General features: G+C 69.1%; 15 protein-coding genes and 2 tRNA genes. 14 read left to right on the top strand and 3 right to left on the bottom strand.

Features of this window, described 5'->3' with window-relative positions:
* Nucleotides 1–85 precede the first annotated feature (85 nt).
* Entirely contained in the window at nucleotides 86–472 is a 387-nt protein-coding gene (locus ACZ7KF_RS11655) for a hypothetical protein (protein ID WP_471071888.1), read from the top strand.
* Nucleotides 473–603: 131 nt separating this feature from the next.
* Here ACZ7KF_RS11655 and ACZ7KF_RS11650 read toward each other — a convergent pair whose 3' ends face one another.
* On the bottom strand, nucleotides 604–1122 hold the full coding sequence (locus ACZ7KF_RS11650) for an Imm26 family immunity protein (RefSeq protein WP_471071885.1): 519 nt from the start codon (nucleotides 1120–1122) through the stop codon (nucleotides 604–606).
* A 425-nt stretch (nucleotides 1123–1547) separates the two neighbouring features.
* Here ACZ7KF_RS11650 and ACZ7KF_RS11645 point away from each other — a divergent pair, with 425 nt between their 5' ends.
* A complete protein-coding gene (locus ACZ7KF_RS11645) occupies nucleotides 1548–1817 on the top strand; it encodes a tyrosine-type recombinase/integrase (RefSeq protein ID WP_471071882.1) in 270 nt (89 codons plus the stop codon).
* A 49-nt stretch (nucleotides 1818–1866) separates the two neighbouring features.
* Here ACZ7KF_RS11645 and ACZ7KF_RS11640 read toward each other — a convergent pair.
* A tRNA-Gly gene (locus ACZ7KF_RS11640) sits at nucleotides 1867–1937 on the bottom strand.
* Nucleotides 1938–2119: 182 nt separating this feature from the next.
* On the opposite strand from ACZ7KF_RS11640, the gene ACZ7KF_RS11635 reads away from it, so the two are divergent.
* From ACZ7KF_RS11635 to clpX, 5 genes are all read left to right on the top strand, one after another.
* Nucleotides 2120–2196 (top strand) — tRNA-Pro (locus ACZ7KF_RS11635).
* A gap of 179 nt (nucleotides 2197–2375) precedes the next feature.
* Nucleotides 2376–3746 (top strand): trigger factor, encoded by a 1371-nt coding sequence (gene tig / locus ACZ7KF_RS11630; RefSeq protein WP_471071879.1) that lies wholly within the window; start codon nucleotides 2376–2378, stop codon nucleotides 3744–3746.
* A 295-nt stretch (nucleotides 3747–4041) separates the two neighbouring features.
* Complete coding sequence (locus tag ACZ7KF_RS11625; RefSeq protein ID WP_018545112.1) at nucleotides 4042–4647, top strand: ATP-dependent Clp protease proteolytic subunit; 606 nt, start codon at nucleotides 4042–4044, stop codon at nucleotides 4645–4647.
* A 66-nt stretch (nucleotides 4648–4713) separates the two neighbouring features.
* The gene (locus tag ACZ7KF_RS11620; RefSeq protein ID WP_225821308.1) at nucleotides 4714–5379 is read left to right on the top strand and encodes an ATP-dependent Clp protease proteolytic subunit; all 666 of its coding nucleotides are present in this window, start codon (nucleotides 4714–4716) and stop codon (nucleotides 5377–5379) included.
* A gap of 170 nt (nucleotides 5380–5549) precedes the next feature.
* Nucleotides 5550–6836, top strand: coding sequence for an ATP-dependent Clp protease ATP-binding subunit ClpX (gene clpX, locus ACZ7KF_RS11615; RefSeq protein ID WP_128790044.1), 1287 nt, complete (start codon nucleotides 5550–5552; stop codon nucleotides 6834–6836).
* Nucleotides 6837–6902: 66 nt separating this feature from the next.
* Here the strand turns inward: clpX and ACZ7KF_RS11610 are convergent, their stop codons facing one another.
* A complete protein-coding gene (locus ACZ7KF_RS11610) occupies nucleotides 6903–7874 on the bottom strand; it encodes a hypothetical protein (RefSeq protein ID WP_471071874.1) in 972 nt (323 codons plus the stop codon).
* 137 nt (nucleotides 7875–8011) lie between these two features.
* On the opposite strand from ACZ7KF_RS11610, the gene ACZ7KF_RS11605 reads away from it, so the two are divergent.
* The 7 genes from ACZ7KF_RS11605 to mreD all read left to right on the top strand — a co-directional run bounded on the left by ACZ7KF_RS11605 (nucleotide 8012) and on the right by mreD (nucleotide 16242).
* Nucleotides 8012–10636 carry a valine--tRNA ligase gene (locus ACZ7KF_RS11605; protein WP_471071871.1) on the top strand — a complete coding sequence of 875 codons (2625 nt, stop codon included), beginning with the start codon at nucleotides 8012–8014 and terminating at the stop codon, nucleotides 10634–10636.
* A gap of 116 nt (nucleotides 10637–10752) precedes the next feature.
* Nucleotides 10753–12264, top strand: coding sequence for a bifunctional tetrahydrofolate synthase/dihydrofolate synthase (gene folC, locus ACZ7KF_RS11600; protein WP_471071868.1), 1512 nt, complete (start codon nucleotides 10753–10755; stop codon nucleotides 12262–12264).
* Between the two features lie 8 nt (nucleotides 12265–12272).
* Nucleotides 12273–12635 carry a DUF4233 domain-containing protein gene (locus tag ACZ7KF_RS11595; protein WP_471071865.1) on the top strand — a complete coding sequence of 121 codons (363 nt, stop codon included), beginning with the start codon at nucleotides 12273–12275 and terminating at the stop codon, nucleotides 12633–12635.
* A 65-nt stretch (nucleotides 12636–12700) separates the two neighbouring features.
* Entirely contained in the window at nucleotides 12701–13114 is a 414-nt protein-coding gene (gene ndk / locus ACZ7KF_RS11590; protein WP_471071862.1) for a nucleoside-diphosphate kinase, read from the top strand.
* A 313-nt stretch (nucleotides 13115–13427) separates the two neighbouring features.
* Nucleotides 13428–14447, top strand: coding sequence for a rod shape-determining protein (locus ACZ7KF_RS11585; protein ID WP_014672705.1), 1020 nt, complete (start codon nucleotides 13428–13430; stop codon nucleotides 14445–14447).
* Between the two features lie 165 nt (nucleotides 14448–14612).
* Entirely contained in the window at nucleotides 14613–15551 is a 939-nt protein-coding gene (gene mreC, locus ACZ7KF_RS11580; protein ID WP_471071859.1) for a rod shape-determining protein MreC, read from the top strand.
* A 13-nt stretch (nucleotides 15552–15564) separates the two neighbouring features.
* Nucleotides 15565–16242, top strand: a complete 678-nt coding sequence (gene mreD, locus ACZ7KF_RS11575) for a rod shape-determining protein MreD (protein ID WP_471071856.1) — start codon at nucleotides 15565–15567, stop codon at nucleotides 16240–16242.
* The last annotated feature ends 79 nt before the right edge of the window (nucleotides 16243–16321 follow it).

The raw sequence follows: 16321 nt of genomic DNA, 5'->3' as shown, positions 1-16321 counted from the left end.
GATGGACACGGGGAGCGCTCGGCGGCCGGAGCGGCGTGACGCGCGGCGAGGAAGGACGCGCCGACTCGGACCGCACCTCGGCGCCGTGCATCTGAGCGGCGCGATCCTGCTGTGCGGCTTCCTGATACCTCCCGCCTGGGCTCTCGACGCCTACGGCGCGGCACCGGCGAACGACCCGTCGGCGGACGTCCCCCCGTTCGCGATCCTTGCCTCCCTGCTGCTCGCCTGCGTGGGCTTCCACGTCTTCGTGCAGATCCCCTCCGGGCTGCTGGGGACCTGGCTGGGCCGGAAGCACGGCGCCCTGATCGGCTACGCCGCGGCGCTGGTCGTCGCGGGAGTGCTCACGGCGCTGGCGCTGCGGGTGGCGCTGCGCTCGGAGGACGTAGCCCTGTGGACCGACTTCATGGTGCGCGGCGCGGCCGGGCTGGCGGGTCACGCGTGGGTGATGCGGCGCCGGGTCCGACCCGCCTGACACCGCCCGGCAGGCAGGGAAGGGATCCCGGAAAGACCCGGGAAAAGAATCAGGGCCAGACGGAGGAACAACCCTCTGACCTGGCCCTGAACCATCTGGAGCGGGCGACGGGAATCGAGTGAGCCCTGGCATCACGGCTTCAAACGCAGAGATTCCACCCATTTGTTCGGGCGGCCGTCAAAATGGTCCCGTAGCCGATCTTCGATGTGCTCGGGGGTCCAAACGGCAGCCCGCTCCAGCTTCTGGCACTCTTCGAGTGTCGCGGGTGTTTCACTGCTGGCCCCGGTGACCGGATCGACGTGGTGAACGACGATGTCGCCGCTGAGCGGATCTTGTCTGCCGAACGGGTGGACCACGGTCTGTTCCTCGTGGGTCAGGGGCACTACGTCGAGCAGTTCCCAGCCGCTACGGCGCCGAAATGCCGCATCCACGACCCAGACCTTGAAGGCGACGGGTGCCGCGACGATCTTGCTGAGCTCGACAGGCGCTCCAGGCTGGCCGACGAGGTCGTAGAACTCGACGCACACCCCAGTGAGCTGCCTTCCGAAGGCGCATCGGCCATCACCCAAATCGATGCGCACCACCCGTCCGGGGGCTCTGCTGGCGCGAGCCTTAGTGATCTTTCCGTCTCCTGGTGCTGGCTGCTCCATGTGCGGATCATCTCCGTCGGGCCTGCACCTCTCAGCCAGTCTTGCCCCCCTCCGCCCGCGGCTTCCGGGGGTCGACAACGGCGAGAGGTTGGCTCCGAGACTTTGGGCTGGAGCCGCCATGGGACGAGTGATCATGGGCTCGTAAGCTTCCGGCGCGTCGGGCAGTCTGCGGACCTGCCCGGTAGAGCACGACGTTGGGGCCATGATCTTCGAGGCTCGCCCCATGGTGGCTGCCTGAAGTCTCGGAGCCGGCCGCCCCAGCCACGACGTGTTCTGGCCTCATGCGCTGTGTGCCTGCCTTTTGGGCGGGAGCGTGCGGCCGGCGGTGCCGAGCGGGGCGGAGACATGAGCGCGGGCGCCGCCGGGCGGGATGTCCTCGATCATGCCGGTCGTCGTCTCACACCTGAAGCAGTTCGCGGAGCCGGGTGCTGACGGCCGAGTCTTCGTCGGCGCGACGGGCTACACCCCGTCGCAACCACTTCAACGGGTCGTCGCACAAGGCATGCGCCGAGGTCGGCGTCAAAGGCCTGCGATTCCACGATCTTCGGCACACGGGCAACACCGTGGCACCTGAGACCAACGCCGGCACGCGCGAGCTGATGACCCGGCTCGGCCACAGCTCGACCCGTGCGGCGCTGATCTATCAGCACGCACGCAGGGGACACGGAGGACTGAACGGGCCCGTGAACGGCTGAAGGCCCAGGAAGAGGAATCCAACCTCTCACCTGGGCCTTCGGCACACAGAGCGGGCGACGGGAATCGAACCCGCGTAGCTAGTTTGGAAGACTAGGGCTCTACCATTGAGCTACGCCCGCAACACTGCGCCGCAGGTCGGTGACCGCGGCACTGAAGGCATCGTAGCGGGTCGCCCGCCGCCTAGGCCAACGAGTTCGACCACGGACGCCGCCGGGCGCGGCGCCACGCCCGGCATCGCAGCCCCCCGGAGAACGCGGCCGACGGAACCGGCCGGGGCATGTACCCTACGTCTCGCACCAGACGGGGTGTGGCGCAGCTTGGTAGCGCGTCCGCTTTGGGAGCGGAAGGCCGTGGGTTCAAATCCCGCCACCCCGACCACCGGCTCACGGCGTCGTGATGATCGCCTTTTGGGGCGCTGACCGGCTGCGGTTACTATGCAAGCTGCGCGCCCGTGTGTCCCCGGCCCCCATGGCCTACGTACTCCTCCGGGCGGCGAATCCGCCGGACCTGTCTGGCTCCGGCAGAACCCAAGAAGTCAGCCACAAGGAGACCGAACCGTGAAGAGCGCCGTGGAGACCCTGAACCCGACCCGGGTTCGGCTCACTGTCGAGGTGCCCTTCGAGGAGCTCAAGGACAGCCTCGACGCGGCGTACAAGAAGATCAACCAGCAGGTCACGGTGAAGGGCTTCCGTAAGGGCAAGATCCCGGCCCGCGTGATCGACCAGCGGTTCGGCCGCGGTGCGGTGCTGGAGGAGGCCGTCAACGACGCGCTGCCCAAGTTCTACACCGAGGCGGTCAACGAGGCCGAGCTGAGCCCGCTGGGCCAGCCCGACGTCGACATCACGGAGCTGAAGGACGGCGAGACGCTGAACTTCACCGCCGAGGTCGACGTCCGCCCCGCCCTGGAGATCCCGGACTACTCCGGTATCGAGGTCGAGGTCGACGCCGTCGAGGTGACCGACGAGGACATCGAGAAGTCGGTCGAGCAGCTCCGCGAGCGCTTCGCCTCCACCTCCCCGGTGGAGCGTGCCGCCGAGGACGGCGACGTCGTCACCATCGACCTGGAGGCCAAGGTCGACGGCGAGGTCCTGGAGGACGGCATCGCCAGCGGTGTCTCCTACACCATCGGCTCCGGTGAGCTGCTGGACGGCATCGACGACGCCGTCAAGGGCAAGTCCGCCGGCGAGGACGCCACCTTCACCTCCGAGCTGAAGGGCGGCTCCGCCGCGGGCAAGGAGGCCGAGGTCACCGTCAAGGTCACTCAGGTCGCCGCCCGTGAACTGCCCGAGCTGGACGACGAATTCGCGCAGCTCGCCTCCGAGTTCGACACCCTGGAGGAGCTGAAGGCCGACAGCCGCAAGCGCCTCGCCAACATGAAGCAGTTCGACCAGGCCACGCAGGCCCAGGAGCGCGTCCTGGAGAAGCTGCTGGAGCTGGTGGAGGTCCCCGTCCCCGAGAAGCTCCTCGAGGACGAGGTCAACACCCGCAAGCACAACCTGGAGCACCACCAGCTCGGCCAGATGGGCCTCACCCTCGACAAGTACCTGGAGATCCAGGGCAAGACCGCCGAGGAGTTCGAGACCGAGACCCGCGAGGCCGCGGTCAAGGGCATCAAGACCCAGTTCGTCCTGGACGAGCTGGTCAAGAAGGAGAACCTCAACGTCAACCAGGAGGAGCTCACCGAGCACCTCATGCGGCGTGCGGCCTCCTCCGGCATGTCCCCCGACCAGTTCGCCCAGGCCGTCGTCGAGGGCGGCCAGGTGCCGCTGCTCGTCGGCGAGGTCGCCCGCGGCAAGGCCCTGGCCGTCGTGGTCGAGGCCGCCACGGTGAAGGACACCAACGGCGAGGTCGTCGACCTGGACGACGAGGAGGAGGAGACCGAGGCCGCCGAGGCGTCGGAGACCTCCGAGGAGAACGCCGAGGGCTGAGCGGCCCCACGGCGCCTCTGAAGCGCGCGCACAGGCCCCTGGGAGTGTCTCCCGGGGGCCTGTGCCGTATGCGGAGGAGCGGCGGGCCCGAGGGGGCGCGGGGGCCGTGCGGACGAGCCCCGCGCACCCTTGTCGCCGTCGCTCCCCGTGGCCCACGGCGACCCTGCGCTGACAGCGAACAGCTCACTTACCGGGATTCCCCGAAGGGAACGTCGCGTTAGGGTCCATGAAAGGCAGAACAATGAGACGGCCCGGCGCCGTCGTAAGACGAGCAGGTGGATACGTGACGAATCTGATGCCCTCCGCCGCCGGCGAGCCTTCCATCGGTGGTGGCCTCGGCGACCAGGTCTACAACCGGCTGCTCGGCGAGCGGATCATCTTCCTCGGCCAGCAGGTCGACGATGACATCGCCAACAAGATCACCGCGCAGCTGCTGCTCCTTGCCGCCGACCCGGACAAGGACATCTACCTCTACATCAACAGCCCCGGCGGCTCGGTGACGGCCGGCATGGCGATCTACGACACCATGCAGTACATCCCGAACGACGTCGTCACGATCGCCATGGGCATGGCCGCCTCGATGGGCCAGTTCCTGCTGACCGGCGGTGCCGCCGGCAAGCGCTTCGCGCTGCCCCACGCCGACATCATGATGCACCAGGGCTCCGCGGGCCTGGGCGGTACGGTCTCGGACATCAAGATCCAGGCCGAGTACCTGCTGCGCACGAAGAAGCGCATGTCCGAGCTGACCGCGCAGCACTCCGGCCAGACGGTCGAGGCGATCATCCGCGACGGCGACCGCGACCGCTGGTTCACCCCGGAAGAGGCCAAGGAGTACGGTCTCATTGACGAGATCATCACGCACGCCTCGGGTGTTCCGGGAGGCGGCGGCACCGGTGCCTGACCGGCCCGGCCACGCCACGCACCGAGACCGAAGCCCCCAGAACGCCACCAGGACGGTGAACACCCCATGAGCAACTTCCCCGGCGCCGCCAGCGGTCTGTACGAAGGGCCCCGCCCCGACAGCCGCTACGTCATCCCGCGCTTCGTCGAGCGCACCTCCCAGGGCATCCGCGAGTACGACCCGTACGCGAAGCTCTTCGAGGAGCGCGTGATCTTCCTGGGCGTCCAGATCGACGACGCTTCCGCCAACGACGTCATGGCGCAGCTGCTGTGCCTGGAGTCGATGGACCCGGACCGGGACATCTCGATCTACATCAACAGCCCCGGTGGCGACATGACCGCCCTCACGGCGATCTACGACACCATGCAGTTCGTGAAGCCCGACATCCAGACGGTCTGCATGGGCCAGGCGGCCTCCGCCGCGGCCATCCTGCTCGCCGCCGGTACGCCGGGCAAGCGCATGGCGCTGCCGAACTCCCGGGTGCTGATCCACCAGCCGGCCGGTTCCACGGGCCGCGGTCAGCTCTCCGACCTGGAGATCATCGCCAAGGAGTTCACCCGGATGCGCGAGCAGCTGGAGGACATGCTGGCGAAGCACTCGAACCAGCCGATCGAGAAGATCCGCGAGGACATCGAGCGCGACAAGATCCTCACGGCCGAGGAGGCGCTGCAGTACGGCCTCGTCGACCAGATCATCTCCACCCGCAAGCTGAACAACAGCTCGGTCCGCTGAGGCGCATCCACGCACTTCCGGCCCCCCTTGGCACGGTGCACGTCAAAGTGAACCCTGCCAAGGGGGGCCCGAACACCGGGCCCGGCAAGGTACCGTCGGACATAAGGCAGCACCAGGAGTCGCTGGACGTGTAACGTCCAGGCGTCTCCCAGGCGAAGGGGAAGCACACCGTGGCACGCATCGGTGACGGCGGCGATCTGCTCAAGTGCTCGTTCTGCGGCAAGAGCCAGAAGCAGGTCAAGAAGCTCATCGCAGGGCCCGGTGTGTACATCTGCGACGAGTGCATCGATCTCTGCAACGAGATCATCGAGGAAGAGCTCGCGGAGACCAGCGAGGTGCGCTGGGAGGAGCTGCCCAAGCCCCGCGAGATCTACGAGTTCCTCGAGGGGTACGTGGTCGGCCAGGAGGCCGCCAAGAAGGCGCTCTCCGTCGCGGTGTACAACCACTACAAGCGGGTCCAGGCGGGCGAGAACGGCGGCGCGAGCGGCCGTGACGACGCGATCGAGCTGGCGAAGTCCAACATCCTCCTGCTCGGCCCCACGGGCTCGGGCAAGACCCTCCTCGCGCAGACGCTGGCGCGCATGCTGAACGTCCCCTTCGCCATCGCCGACGCGACGGCGCTGACGGAGGCGGGCTATGTCGGCGAGGACGTCGAGAACATCCTGCTGAAGCTGATCCAGGCGGCCGACTACGACGTCAAGAAGGCCGAGACGGGGATCATCTACATCGACGAGATCGACAAGGTGGCCCGCAAGAGCGAGAACCCGTCGATCACTCGTGACGTGTCGGGCGAGGGCGTCCAGCAGGCCCTCCTCAAGATCCTCGAGGGGACGACGGCCTCGGTCCCGCCCCAGGGCGGTCGCAAGCACCCCCACCAGGAGTTCATCCAGATCGACACGACGAACGTCCTGTTCATCGTGGGCGGCGCCTTCGCCGGGCTGGAGAAGATCATCGAGTCGCGTGCCGGGGCGAAGGGCATCGGCTTCGGCGCCACGATCCTCTCCAAGCGCGAGCTGGAGTCCAAGGACGTCTTCGAGGACGTCATGCCGGAGGACCTGGTCAAGTTCGGCATGATCCCCGAGTTCATCGGCCGCCTCCCCGTGATCACGAGCGTCCACAACCTCGACCGCGAGGCCCTGCTCCAGATCCTGGTCGAGCCCCGCAACGCGCTCGTCAAGCAGTACCAGCGCCTCTTCGAACTCGACGGCGTGGAGCTGGACTTCGAGCGCGAGGCACTGGAGGCCATCGCCGACCAGGCGATCCTCCGCCAGACCGGCGCCCGGGGCCTGCGCGCCATCATGGAGGAGGTCCTCCAGGGCGTGATGTACGAGGTCCCGTCCCGCAAGGACGTCGCCCGCGTCGTCATCACCGCCGACGTGGTCCTCTCCAACGTCAACCCGACCCTGATCCCCCGGGACGCCCGGGGCCGGGGGTCCGGGGAGCAGAAGACGGCCTGACGCACGGACACGAGAAGGGGCCCCGGTCGACCGACCGGGGCCCCTTCTCGCGTTCCACGAACCACGTCAGGCCTTGACGCGGACCTCGTTGCGGAACTTCGCCGCCAGCTCGGCGTCCGCGTTCGGGTCGCCGCTGCGGCCCGCGGCCAGGGTGGCGATGTCCATCGGCATCACCATGCCGAGCGTGCTCTTGTCACCCCAGATGCAGACGTCGAACGTCATCTCCTTGGGACCGCCGGACGTGCTGTCGGGGTTCTCGCTCTTGATCTGCTGGCACTTGAGGACCGCGCCCTTGAGCGAGGCGGGCGTGTACTCCTTGGGCTCGCCCACCAGGCCGACGCCCTCGGTGCTGTCCTTGGAGCTTTCCTTCTTCATGTAGGCGAACATCGCGTCGACGGCCTTCTCGGGGTCGTCGATCGTCCCGTACACGCCGCCGAACTTGATCAGCTTCTTGCCCAGCGGATTGCTGTCGTCGCCGGACGTGTACTCGGCGCTGACGTCCTTGGGGTTGTGCACCCCCCACTTCTCGGCGTCCTTGAGGTCGCTGGACGTCATGGTGTCCGACTCGCCCTTGCCCTTCTTGTACTCCGTCAGCACCGTCTCCGGAGTCGTCAGCTTGTGCGGGCCGTCGTCCGCGACACCGCTGCTGCCGCCGTTTCCGCCCAGCACGAAGTACGCGCCCACCGCGATCGCCGCGACGACCGCCACCCCGCCGATGATCAGGCCCGTCTTCTTCTTCCCGCCGGCCGGCTGCGGCGGCTGGGGCACGGTGTACGGCTGCTGGCCGTAGGCGCCGGGCTGCTGGCCGTACGGGGCCGGCTGCTGCGGCACGCCCGCCTGCGGCGCCTGCTGCGGGTAGCCGTAACCCGGCTGCGGGGCCGGAGGGGCCTGCTGGGGATAGCCGTAGCCGGGCTGCGGAGCCTGCGGCTGCTGGCCGTAGGGGCCCGGCTGGCCGTACGGACCCGGCTGCCCCGGCTGGCCGTACGGACCCGGCTGCTGGGGCTGCTGGCCGTATGGGCCCGGCTGGTTGTTGCTCATTCCTGGGTTCCCCTCCAGATGTTTATATGTTCCTGTCATCCTGGCGCAGGCTCGGAAGGCGCACGGCACCGGGGGCCGCACCGTTACAGAACAAACGCGTTTCGGGACCACCCCGTGACACCTCTAAACTGACCCCCGTGACCGAGAACGCTCAGCAGCAGCCACCCGCGCCCGACTCCGAACTGCCGACCCAGTACGCGCCGGCCGATGTAGAGGGGCCGCTGTACGAGCGCTGGGTGGAGCGGGGTTACTTCGAGGCGGACGCGAAGAGCGACAAGCCGCCGTACACGATCGTCATCCCGCCGCCGAACGTCACGGGCAGCCTGCACCTCGGGCACGCCTTCGAGCACACCCTGATCGACGCGCTCACCCGCCGCAAGCGCATGCAGGGCTACGAGACGCTGTGGCAGCCCGGCATGGACCACGCCGGCATCGCCACGCAGAACGTCGTCGAGCGCGAGCTGGGGAAGGAAGGCAAGTCCCGGCACGACCTCGGCCGGGAGGCCTTCGTCGAGCGCGTCTGGCAGTGGAAGGGCGAGTCCGGCGGCCAGATCAGCGGCCAGATGCGCCGCCTCGGCGACGGCGTCGCCTGGTCGCGTGAGCGGTTCACCATGGACGAGGGCCTGTCCCAGGCCGTCCAGACCATCTTCAAGAGGCTCTACGACGACGAGCTGATCTACCGCGCCGAGCGCATCATCAACTGGTGCCCGCGCTGTCTGACGGCGATCTCCGACATCGAGGTCGAGTACCAGGACGACGACGGCGAGCTGGTCTCCATGAAGTACGGCGAGGGGGACGACACCATCGTCGTCGCCACCACCCGTGCCGAGACCATGCTCGGTGACACCGCCGTCGCCGTTCACCCCGAGGACGAGCGGTACAAGCACCTCGTCGGCAAGCTCATCAGGCTCCCCCTGACCGAGCGCTCCATCCCGGTCGTCGCGGACGAGCACGTCGACCCCGAGTTCGGCACCGGCGCCGTCAAGGTCACCCCGGCGCACGACCCGAACGACTTCGAGATCGGCCAGCGGCACGACCTGCCGTCCATCACCGTGATGGACGAGCACGCCGTCATCACCGTCCACGGTCCCTTCCAGGGCATGGACCGCCTGGAGGCCCGCTCGGCGATCGTCGCCGCGCTGCGCGCCGAGGGCCGGATCGTCGCCGAGAAGCGCCCCTACGTCCACTCCGTGGGCCACTGCTCGCGCTGCAAGACGACGATCGAGCCCCGCCTGTCGATGCAGTGGTGGGTCAAGGTCGGCCCGCTCGCGAAGGCCGCCGGCGACGCCGTCCGCGACGGCAAGGTCAAGATCCATCCGCAGGAGATGGAGAAGCGGTACTTCGACTGGGTCGACAACCTCCACGACTGGTGCATCTCGCGCCAGTTGTGGTGGGGCCACCGGATCCCGGTCTGGTACGGCCCGAACGGCGAGGTCGTCTGCGTCGGCCCGAACGACGAACCCCCGACCGGCGAGGGCTGGCACCAGGACACCGACGTCCTCGACACCTGGTTCTCCTCCGGCCTGTGGCCGTTCTCCACCCTCGGCTGGCCCGAACAGACCGAGTCGCTCGCGAAGTTCTACCCGAACTCCGTCCTGGTCACCGGCTACGACATCCTCTTCTTCTGGGTCGCCCGGATGATGATGTTCGGCCTGTACGCGATGGACGGCACCCCCCCGTTCCACACCATCGCCCTGCACGGCATGGTCCGCGACCAGTTCGGCAAGAAGATGTCCAAGTCCTTCGGCAACGCGGTCAACCCGCTGGACTGGATGGACAAGTACGGCTCCGACGCGCTCCGCTTCACCCTCGCGCGCGGCGCCAACCCGGGCGTCGACGTGCCGATCGGCGAGGACTGGGTCCAGGGCTCGCGCAACTTCGCCAACAAGATCTGGAACGCCACCCGCTTCGCCCTGATGAACGGCGCGACGGTGGAGGGCCCGCTGCCGGAGCCGTCGAAGATGTCGGCGACCGACCGCTGGATCCTCTCCCGCCTCAACTCCGTCATCGCCGAGGTCGACGCCTACTACGACGACTACCAGTTCGCCAAGCTCTCCGACGCCCTCTTCCACTTCGCGTGGGACGAGGTCTTCGACTGGTACGTCGAGCTGTCCAAGACCGTCTTCCAGGCGGGCGGCGAGCCGGCCGAGGTCAGCAAGCGGGTCCTGGGCGAGGTCCTGGACGTCACCCTCAGGCTGCTGCACCCGGTCGTCCCGTTCGTCACGGAGACCCTCTGGACGACGCTGACCGGCGGCGAGTCGGTCGTCATCGCCGAGTGGCCCGAGGACAGCGGCTTCCGCGACACCGTCGCCGAGCGGGAGATCGAGACCCTCCAGTCCGTCATCACCGAGGTCCGCCGCTTCCGCGCCGACCAGGGCCTCCAGCCCGGCCAGCGGGTTCCGGCCCGGCTGACCCTGGACGGTACGGCCCTCGCCCCGCACGAGGCCGCCATCCGCCAGCTGCTGCGCCTGCAGCCGGAGGGCGAGTCCTTCACGGCCACGGCCACCCTGCCGGTCGCCGGCGCCGAGGTCGCCCTCGACCTCTCCGGCACGATCGACGTCGCCGCGGAGCGCAAGCGGCTGGCGAAGGACCTGGCCGCCGCCGAGAAGGAGAAGGCCCAGGCCGACGCCAAGCTCGGCAACGAGGCGTTCCTGGCCAAGGCTCCGGAGAACGTGGTGGACAAGATCCGCACCCGGCTGGCCAAGGCCGAGGAGGACATCGCGCGGATCCAGGCCCAGCTCGAAAAGCTGCCGGCCGCGTGAGTGACCTGCGCGACCCGGCCGCGTCGAACGTCTGACGCGGCCGGGTCGCGTCGTTCCCTCCGAGGCCACCCCCCACCGACGCCGCGAAGCCCCCGCCCGCTCCGTAGACTGGCCCCGTGAGCGACAACTCCGGCACCGACCAGCCCGACCCCCTCGACTCCTTCGACGAGATCATCGAAGCCGAGACCACCCGCGACCCCGACCTCGCCGTGATCGAGGCCGGCAGCCGCACCCTGCGCACCCAGGGCGGGCAGCCGTACGCCGATGTGCCCGCGCGCCCGGAGGACCCGGAGGTCGACAAGGCCCTGCGCGAGGTCGAGGCGGAGCTGGCCACCCGGTGGGGCGAGACCAAGCTGGAGCCCTCGGTCTCCCGCATCGCCGCGCTGATGGACGTCCTGGGCGAGCCCCAGCGGTCGTACCCCTCGATCCACATCACGGGCACCAACGGCAAGACCTCCACGGCCCGCATGATCGAATCCCTGCTCGGCGCCTTCGAGCTGCGCACCGGCCGCTACACCAGCCCGCACGTGCAGTCGATCACCGAGCGGATCAGCCTGGACGGCGTCCCGATCTCCGCCGAGCGGTTCATCGAGACGTACCAGGACATCAAGCCGTACACCGAGATGGTCGACTCCGCGCAGGAGTACCGGCTGTCCTTCTTCGAGGTGCTCACCGGCATGGCGTACGCCGCCTTCGCCGACGCGCCCGTGGACGTCGCCGTCGTCGAGGTCGGCATGGGCGGTTCCTGGGACGCCACCAATGTGATCGACGGCGACGTCGCGGTCGTGACCCCCATCGCTCTGGACCACACCGACCGGCTCGGCGAGACCCCCGGGGAGATCGCCACCGAGAAGAGCGGCATCATCAAGCAGGACGCGACCGTCATCCTGGCCCAGCAGCCGGTGGACGCGGCGCAGGTGCTGCTGAAGAAGGCCGTCGAGGTGGACGCCACGGTCGCCCGTGAGGGGCTGGAGTTCGGCGTCGTCGCCCGACAGGTCGCCGTGGGCGGGCAGCTGCTCACGCTGCGCGGTCTCGGCGGCGAGTACCACGAGGTGTACCTCCCGCTGCACGGTGCCTACCAGGCGCACAACGCGGCCGTCGCGCTCGCCGCCGTCGAGGCGTTCTTCGGCGTCGGCGCGCAGCGCGCGGAGCCGCTGGACATCGACACCGTCCGCAAGGCCTTCGCGGCCGTCTCCTCCCCGGGCCGGCTGGAGGTCGTACGGCGCTCTCCGACGGTCGTGCTGGACGCCGCGCACAACCCGGCGGGCGCCGAGGCCACGGCCGAGGCCGTGCGGGAGGCGTTCGACTTCACCCGGCTCATCGGGGTCGTCGGCGCGAGCGGCGACAAGAACGTGCGGGGGCTGCTGGAGGCTTTCGAGCCGATCTTCGCCGAGGTCGTCGTCACCCAGAACTCCAGCCACCGCGCCATGGACGCGGACGAGCTGGCCGCGATCGCCGTCGAGGTGTTCGGCGACGAGCGGGTGCAGGTCGAGCCGCGGCTGCCGGACGCCCTGGAGGCCGCGATCACGCTGGCCGAGGAGGAGGGCGAGTTCGCCGGCGGCGGTGTCCTGGTCACCGGTTCCGTCATCACGGTCGGCGAGGCCCGGCTGCTGCTGGGGAAGGGCTGAGGTTTTCCGTGCGTACGCTCTGTGCATCGACCCTGATCGGCGAGTTCTTCGTGATCGGCTTCGCCGGGCTCGTCGCCATGAAGGATCCGGACCTGTCCACGTCGACGGTGTGGCTGGTCAGCGGTATCGCCATGCTGCTGTGCGTGCTGCTGTGCGGCATGGTGACCCGCCCCGGCGGGGTGGCCCTCGGCTGGGCCCTGCAGATCGCGCTGATCGCCTCCGGCGTCTTCGTCCCGACCATGTACTTCATGGGCGCGGTGTTCGCCGGGTTGTGGTGGGCATCGGTGCATTTCGGGAGAAAGGTGGACGAGGCGAAGGCCCGCTTCGCGGCTCGGGCGCAGTCCTCCTCCACCACGGCTGACGCTGCGTAACAGGGGTCCCGACACGCCCTGTAACCTCGTCCCACCGCACCCGCAAGCCGTGTAAGGAGCCCCTCGTGAGCCAGCGCACCCTCGTCCTCCTCAAGCCCGACGCCGTTCGTCGTGGCCTGATCGGCGAGATCATCAGCCGTATCGAGCGCAAGGCCGGCTGGCAGATCACCGCGCTGGAGCTGCGCACCCTGGACCGCGCCACGCTGGAGCAGCACTACGCCGAGCACGTCGGCAAGCCGTTCTACGAGCCGCTGGTCGAGTTCATGTCCTCGGGCGCGGTCGTCGTGCTGATCGTGGAGGGCGAGCGGGTGGTCGAGGGCGTGCGCCAGCTGGCCGGCCCGACCGACCCGATCGCCGCCGCGCCCGGTTCGATCCGCGGTGACTTCGGTGTGATCGTCCGCGAGAACCTGATCCACGCCTCCGACTCCGAGGAGTCCGCCGAGCGCGAGGTGAAGATCTTCTTCCCCGGCCGGGCGTGAGCCGCGGCGAGCCGCTTTCTCGCTAAATTTTCTGAATGGGCGTCAGCTCGCCTGCCGGTGCCTGACCAGGGGCGGCCGTTCATTTTCGGCCGTCCCTCGGCATATGTCTTGCCGATCGGGGGAACGCGTGCCTCCGATGGACCGTCTCCACAAGCGAGGCGGCACGCCATCTGGTGACAATGGCGGAGACCCTCGCGCAGTGTTCGCGCAGGCGCGTTTACGATGGAAGCCTTCGCGTCACAGCACCCGCCTCGCCGTCCTGACGTGCCCTCAAAGGCTCGGGAAGGCCAGATGAATCCGGATGGGGAACTCAATGTCGTTCATCGGCCGTGACATGGCTGTCGACCTCGGGACCGCCAACACGCTGGTGTACGTCAGGGGTCGCGGAATCGTGCTGAACGAGCCGTCCGTCGTGGCGATCAACACCAACACGGGCGGGATCCTCGCGGTCGGTGCCGAGGCGAAGAAGATGATCGGCCGGACGCCGGGCAACATCGTGGCCGTGCGCCCGCTCAAGGACGGCGTGATCGCCGACTTCGAGATCACCGAGCGGATGCTCCGCTACTTCATCCTGAAGATCCACAAGCGGCGGTACCTGGCCCGGCCGCGCGTCGTCGTCTGCGTGCCCTCGGGCATCACGGGCGTCGAGCGCCGCGCGGTCATCGAGGCGTCCTCCCAGGCCGGTGCCCGCCAGGTGCACATCATCGAGGAGCCCATGGCCGCCGCCATCGGCTCCGGTCTGCCGGTCCACGAGGCCACGGGCAACATGGTGGTGGACATCGGCGGCGGCACCACGGAGGTCGCGGTCATCTCGCTCGGCGGCATCGTCACCGCCCAGTCCATCCGTGTCGCCGGCGACGAGCTGGACAACGCGATCATCCAGTACATCAAGAAGGAGTACAGCCTCCTGCTGGGTGAGCGCACGGCGGAACAGATCAAGATCACGATCGGTTCGGCGTACGACCTCGACACGGACGAGCACACCGAAGTCCGCGGCCGGGACCTGGTGTCCGGGCTGCCGAAGACCGTCGTCATCTCGGCCGCCGAGGTGCGCAAGGCGATCGAGGAGCCGGTCAACGCGATCGTGGACGCGGTGAAGACCACCCTCGACAAGTGCCCGCCCGAACTGTCCGGCGACATCATGGACCGAGGCATCGTTCTGACCGGTGGCGGAGCCCTGCTGCGCGGGCTCGACGAGCGGCTGCGGCGGGAGACCGGCATGCCGATCCACATCGCCGAGGACCCGCTGGACAGCGTCGCGCTCGGCTCCGGGAAGTGCGTCGAGGAGTTCGAGGCGCTCCAGCAGGTTCTGGACGCCCAGCCGCGCAGATGACGCAACTCCTCGATTCCGCCGTACGAGATGTTCTCCTCTCGTGCGGCGGATCGTTGATATAGAGGCATAAGCTCCCCCAAATGGGCCTCTTCGGTTCACGCCGCACCATTCGCGTCTTCCGGGGGTCCCCGAATTCCTACTTGAGGAAGGGCACGGCCGCCGCACGTGAGGGACACGAAAGAGAGCCGGCTGCTCCTGGTCCTGCTGATCGCCATCGCGTTCGCGCTGATCACGGTGGACATCCGGGGAGGCCGGAACTCCCCGGTCGACGGCGCCCGGCACGCCGCCGCAGCGGTGTTCGGCCCGGTCGAGGACGGAATGTCCTCCGCGGTCGACCCGGTCGGCAACGCCGTCTCCGCGATCCGGGACTCCGGCAGCCGGCACGACCGGCTCGCCACGCTGGAGAAGGAGAACGCGGCCCTCAAGGCGAAGCTGGGCAGCGACGACCGCAACCGCAGCCGCCTCAAGCAGCTCGACAAACTGCTGAAGGTCGCCGGCGAGGGGCAGTACGGCATCAAGGGCGCCCAGGTCATCGCCATCGGGTCGGCGCAGGGCTTCTCCTGGACCATCACCATCGACGCCGGCGCGAACGACGGCATCAAGCGGGACATGACCGTCCTGAACGGCGACGGCCTGGTCGGCCGCGTCACCACCGTCGGTCCCGGCACCTCCACCGTGCTGCTCGCCAACGACCCCGACTTCACCGTCGGCACCCGCATGGAAGGCGACGACGAACTGGGCTTCGCCTCCGGACAGGGCGACCGCCCGCTGCGCGTGGAACTGCTCAACGGCAAGGCGGAGGTGAAGAAGGGCGACCGGCTCGTCACCTTCGGCTCCCAGGCCGACAAGCCGTTCGTGCCCGGTGTCCCGGTCGGTGTGGTCTCCCGCGTCGACCCCTCCGGCGGCGGCCTGACCCGCACCCTCTACGTCACCCCCTACGTCGGCTTCACCAAGCTCGACATCGTCGGCGTGGTCGTGGCGGCCCCGCAGCACGACCCGCGGGACACCGTGCTCCCGGCCAAACCGAAGCCGGTCCCGACGCCGACCGTGACCGTCACGGTCACCCCGTCGGCCGACGCCCCCGTCAGCGACCAGCAGCAGTAGGAGCCGAACCCCCATGCGTGTCAACCGGATCCTGCTCTCCACCGCGCTGGTCGTCGTGGCCCTGGTGATCCAGGTGAGCGTCCTCGCCCGCCTGCACCTGCCGGGCGCCGTCCCCGACCTGCTGCTGCTCACCGTCCTCGGCCTGGCGATGGTGTACGGCCATGTCGGCGGCGCCCTCGTCGGCTTCGGCGCCGGTCTGCTCGCCGACCTCGCCCCGCCCGCCGACCACGCCGCCGGCCGCTACGCCCTCGTCCTGTGCGTCACCGGCTACTTCGCCGGGCTGATCCGGCCGGAGAACGGCCGGCTGAAGTCGGTGACCGGCCCCATGGCCGTCGTGGTCGCCGCGGCCGTCGGCTCCACCCTGCTCTACGCCGGGGTGGGCGCCCTGGTCGGCGACACCGCCGCCCGGCACGTCGGGCTGACCGGGCTGCTGATCTCGGCCGCCCTGTACGACCTGCTCCTCGCCCCGTTCGTGGTGCCCGGGGTCATGTGGCTGGCCCGCCGCTCCGACAACGATCCCCTCACCGAGTCCGGTCCGGCGGCCAAGGCCGGCGACATCTCCTCCGGCTGGCTCTCCTCCGGCACCGGGCTGCGCGTCGGCGGCCAGCGCGGCGGCCTCGGCGGCCTGAAGGCCAAGGCCCGCAGCCGCTCCGCCCGGGTCGGCCGCATCAAGGGGGTCAAGCGGCTGTGAGCGCCGGGGAGTTCACCCGAACGGGGCAGCCTTCCCGGAACGCGGGTTCACAGGCCGGTCGTTCATCATGCGTACGCAC

The sequence above is a fragment of the Streptomyces sp. NPDC038200 genome (assembly GCF_055600785.1).
Note: the sequence above shows the minus strand (reverse complement) of the source record. Positions and strands in the feature narration are given on the sequence as shown.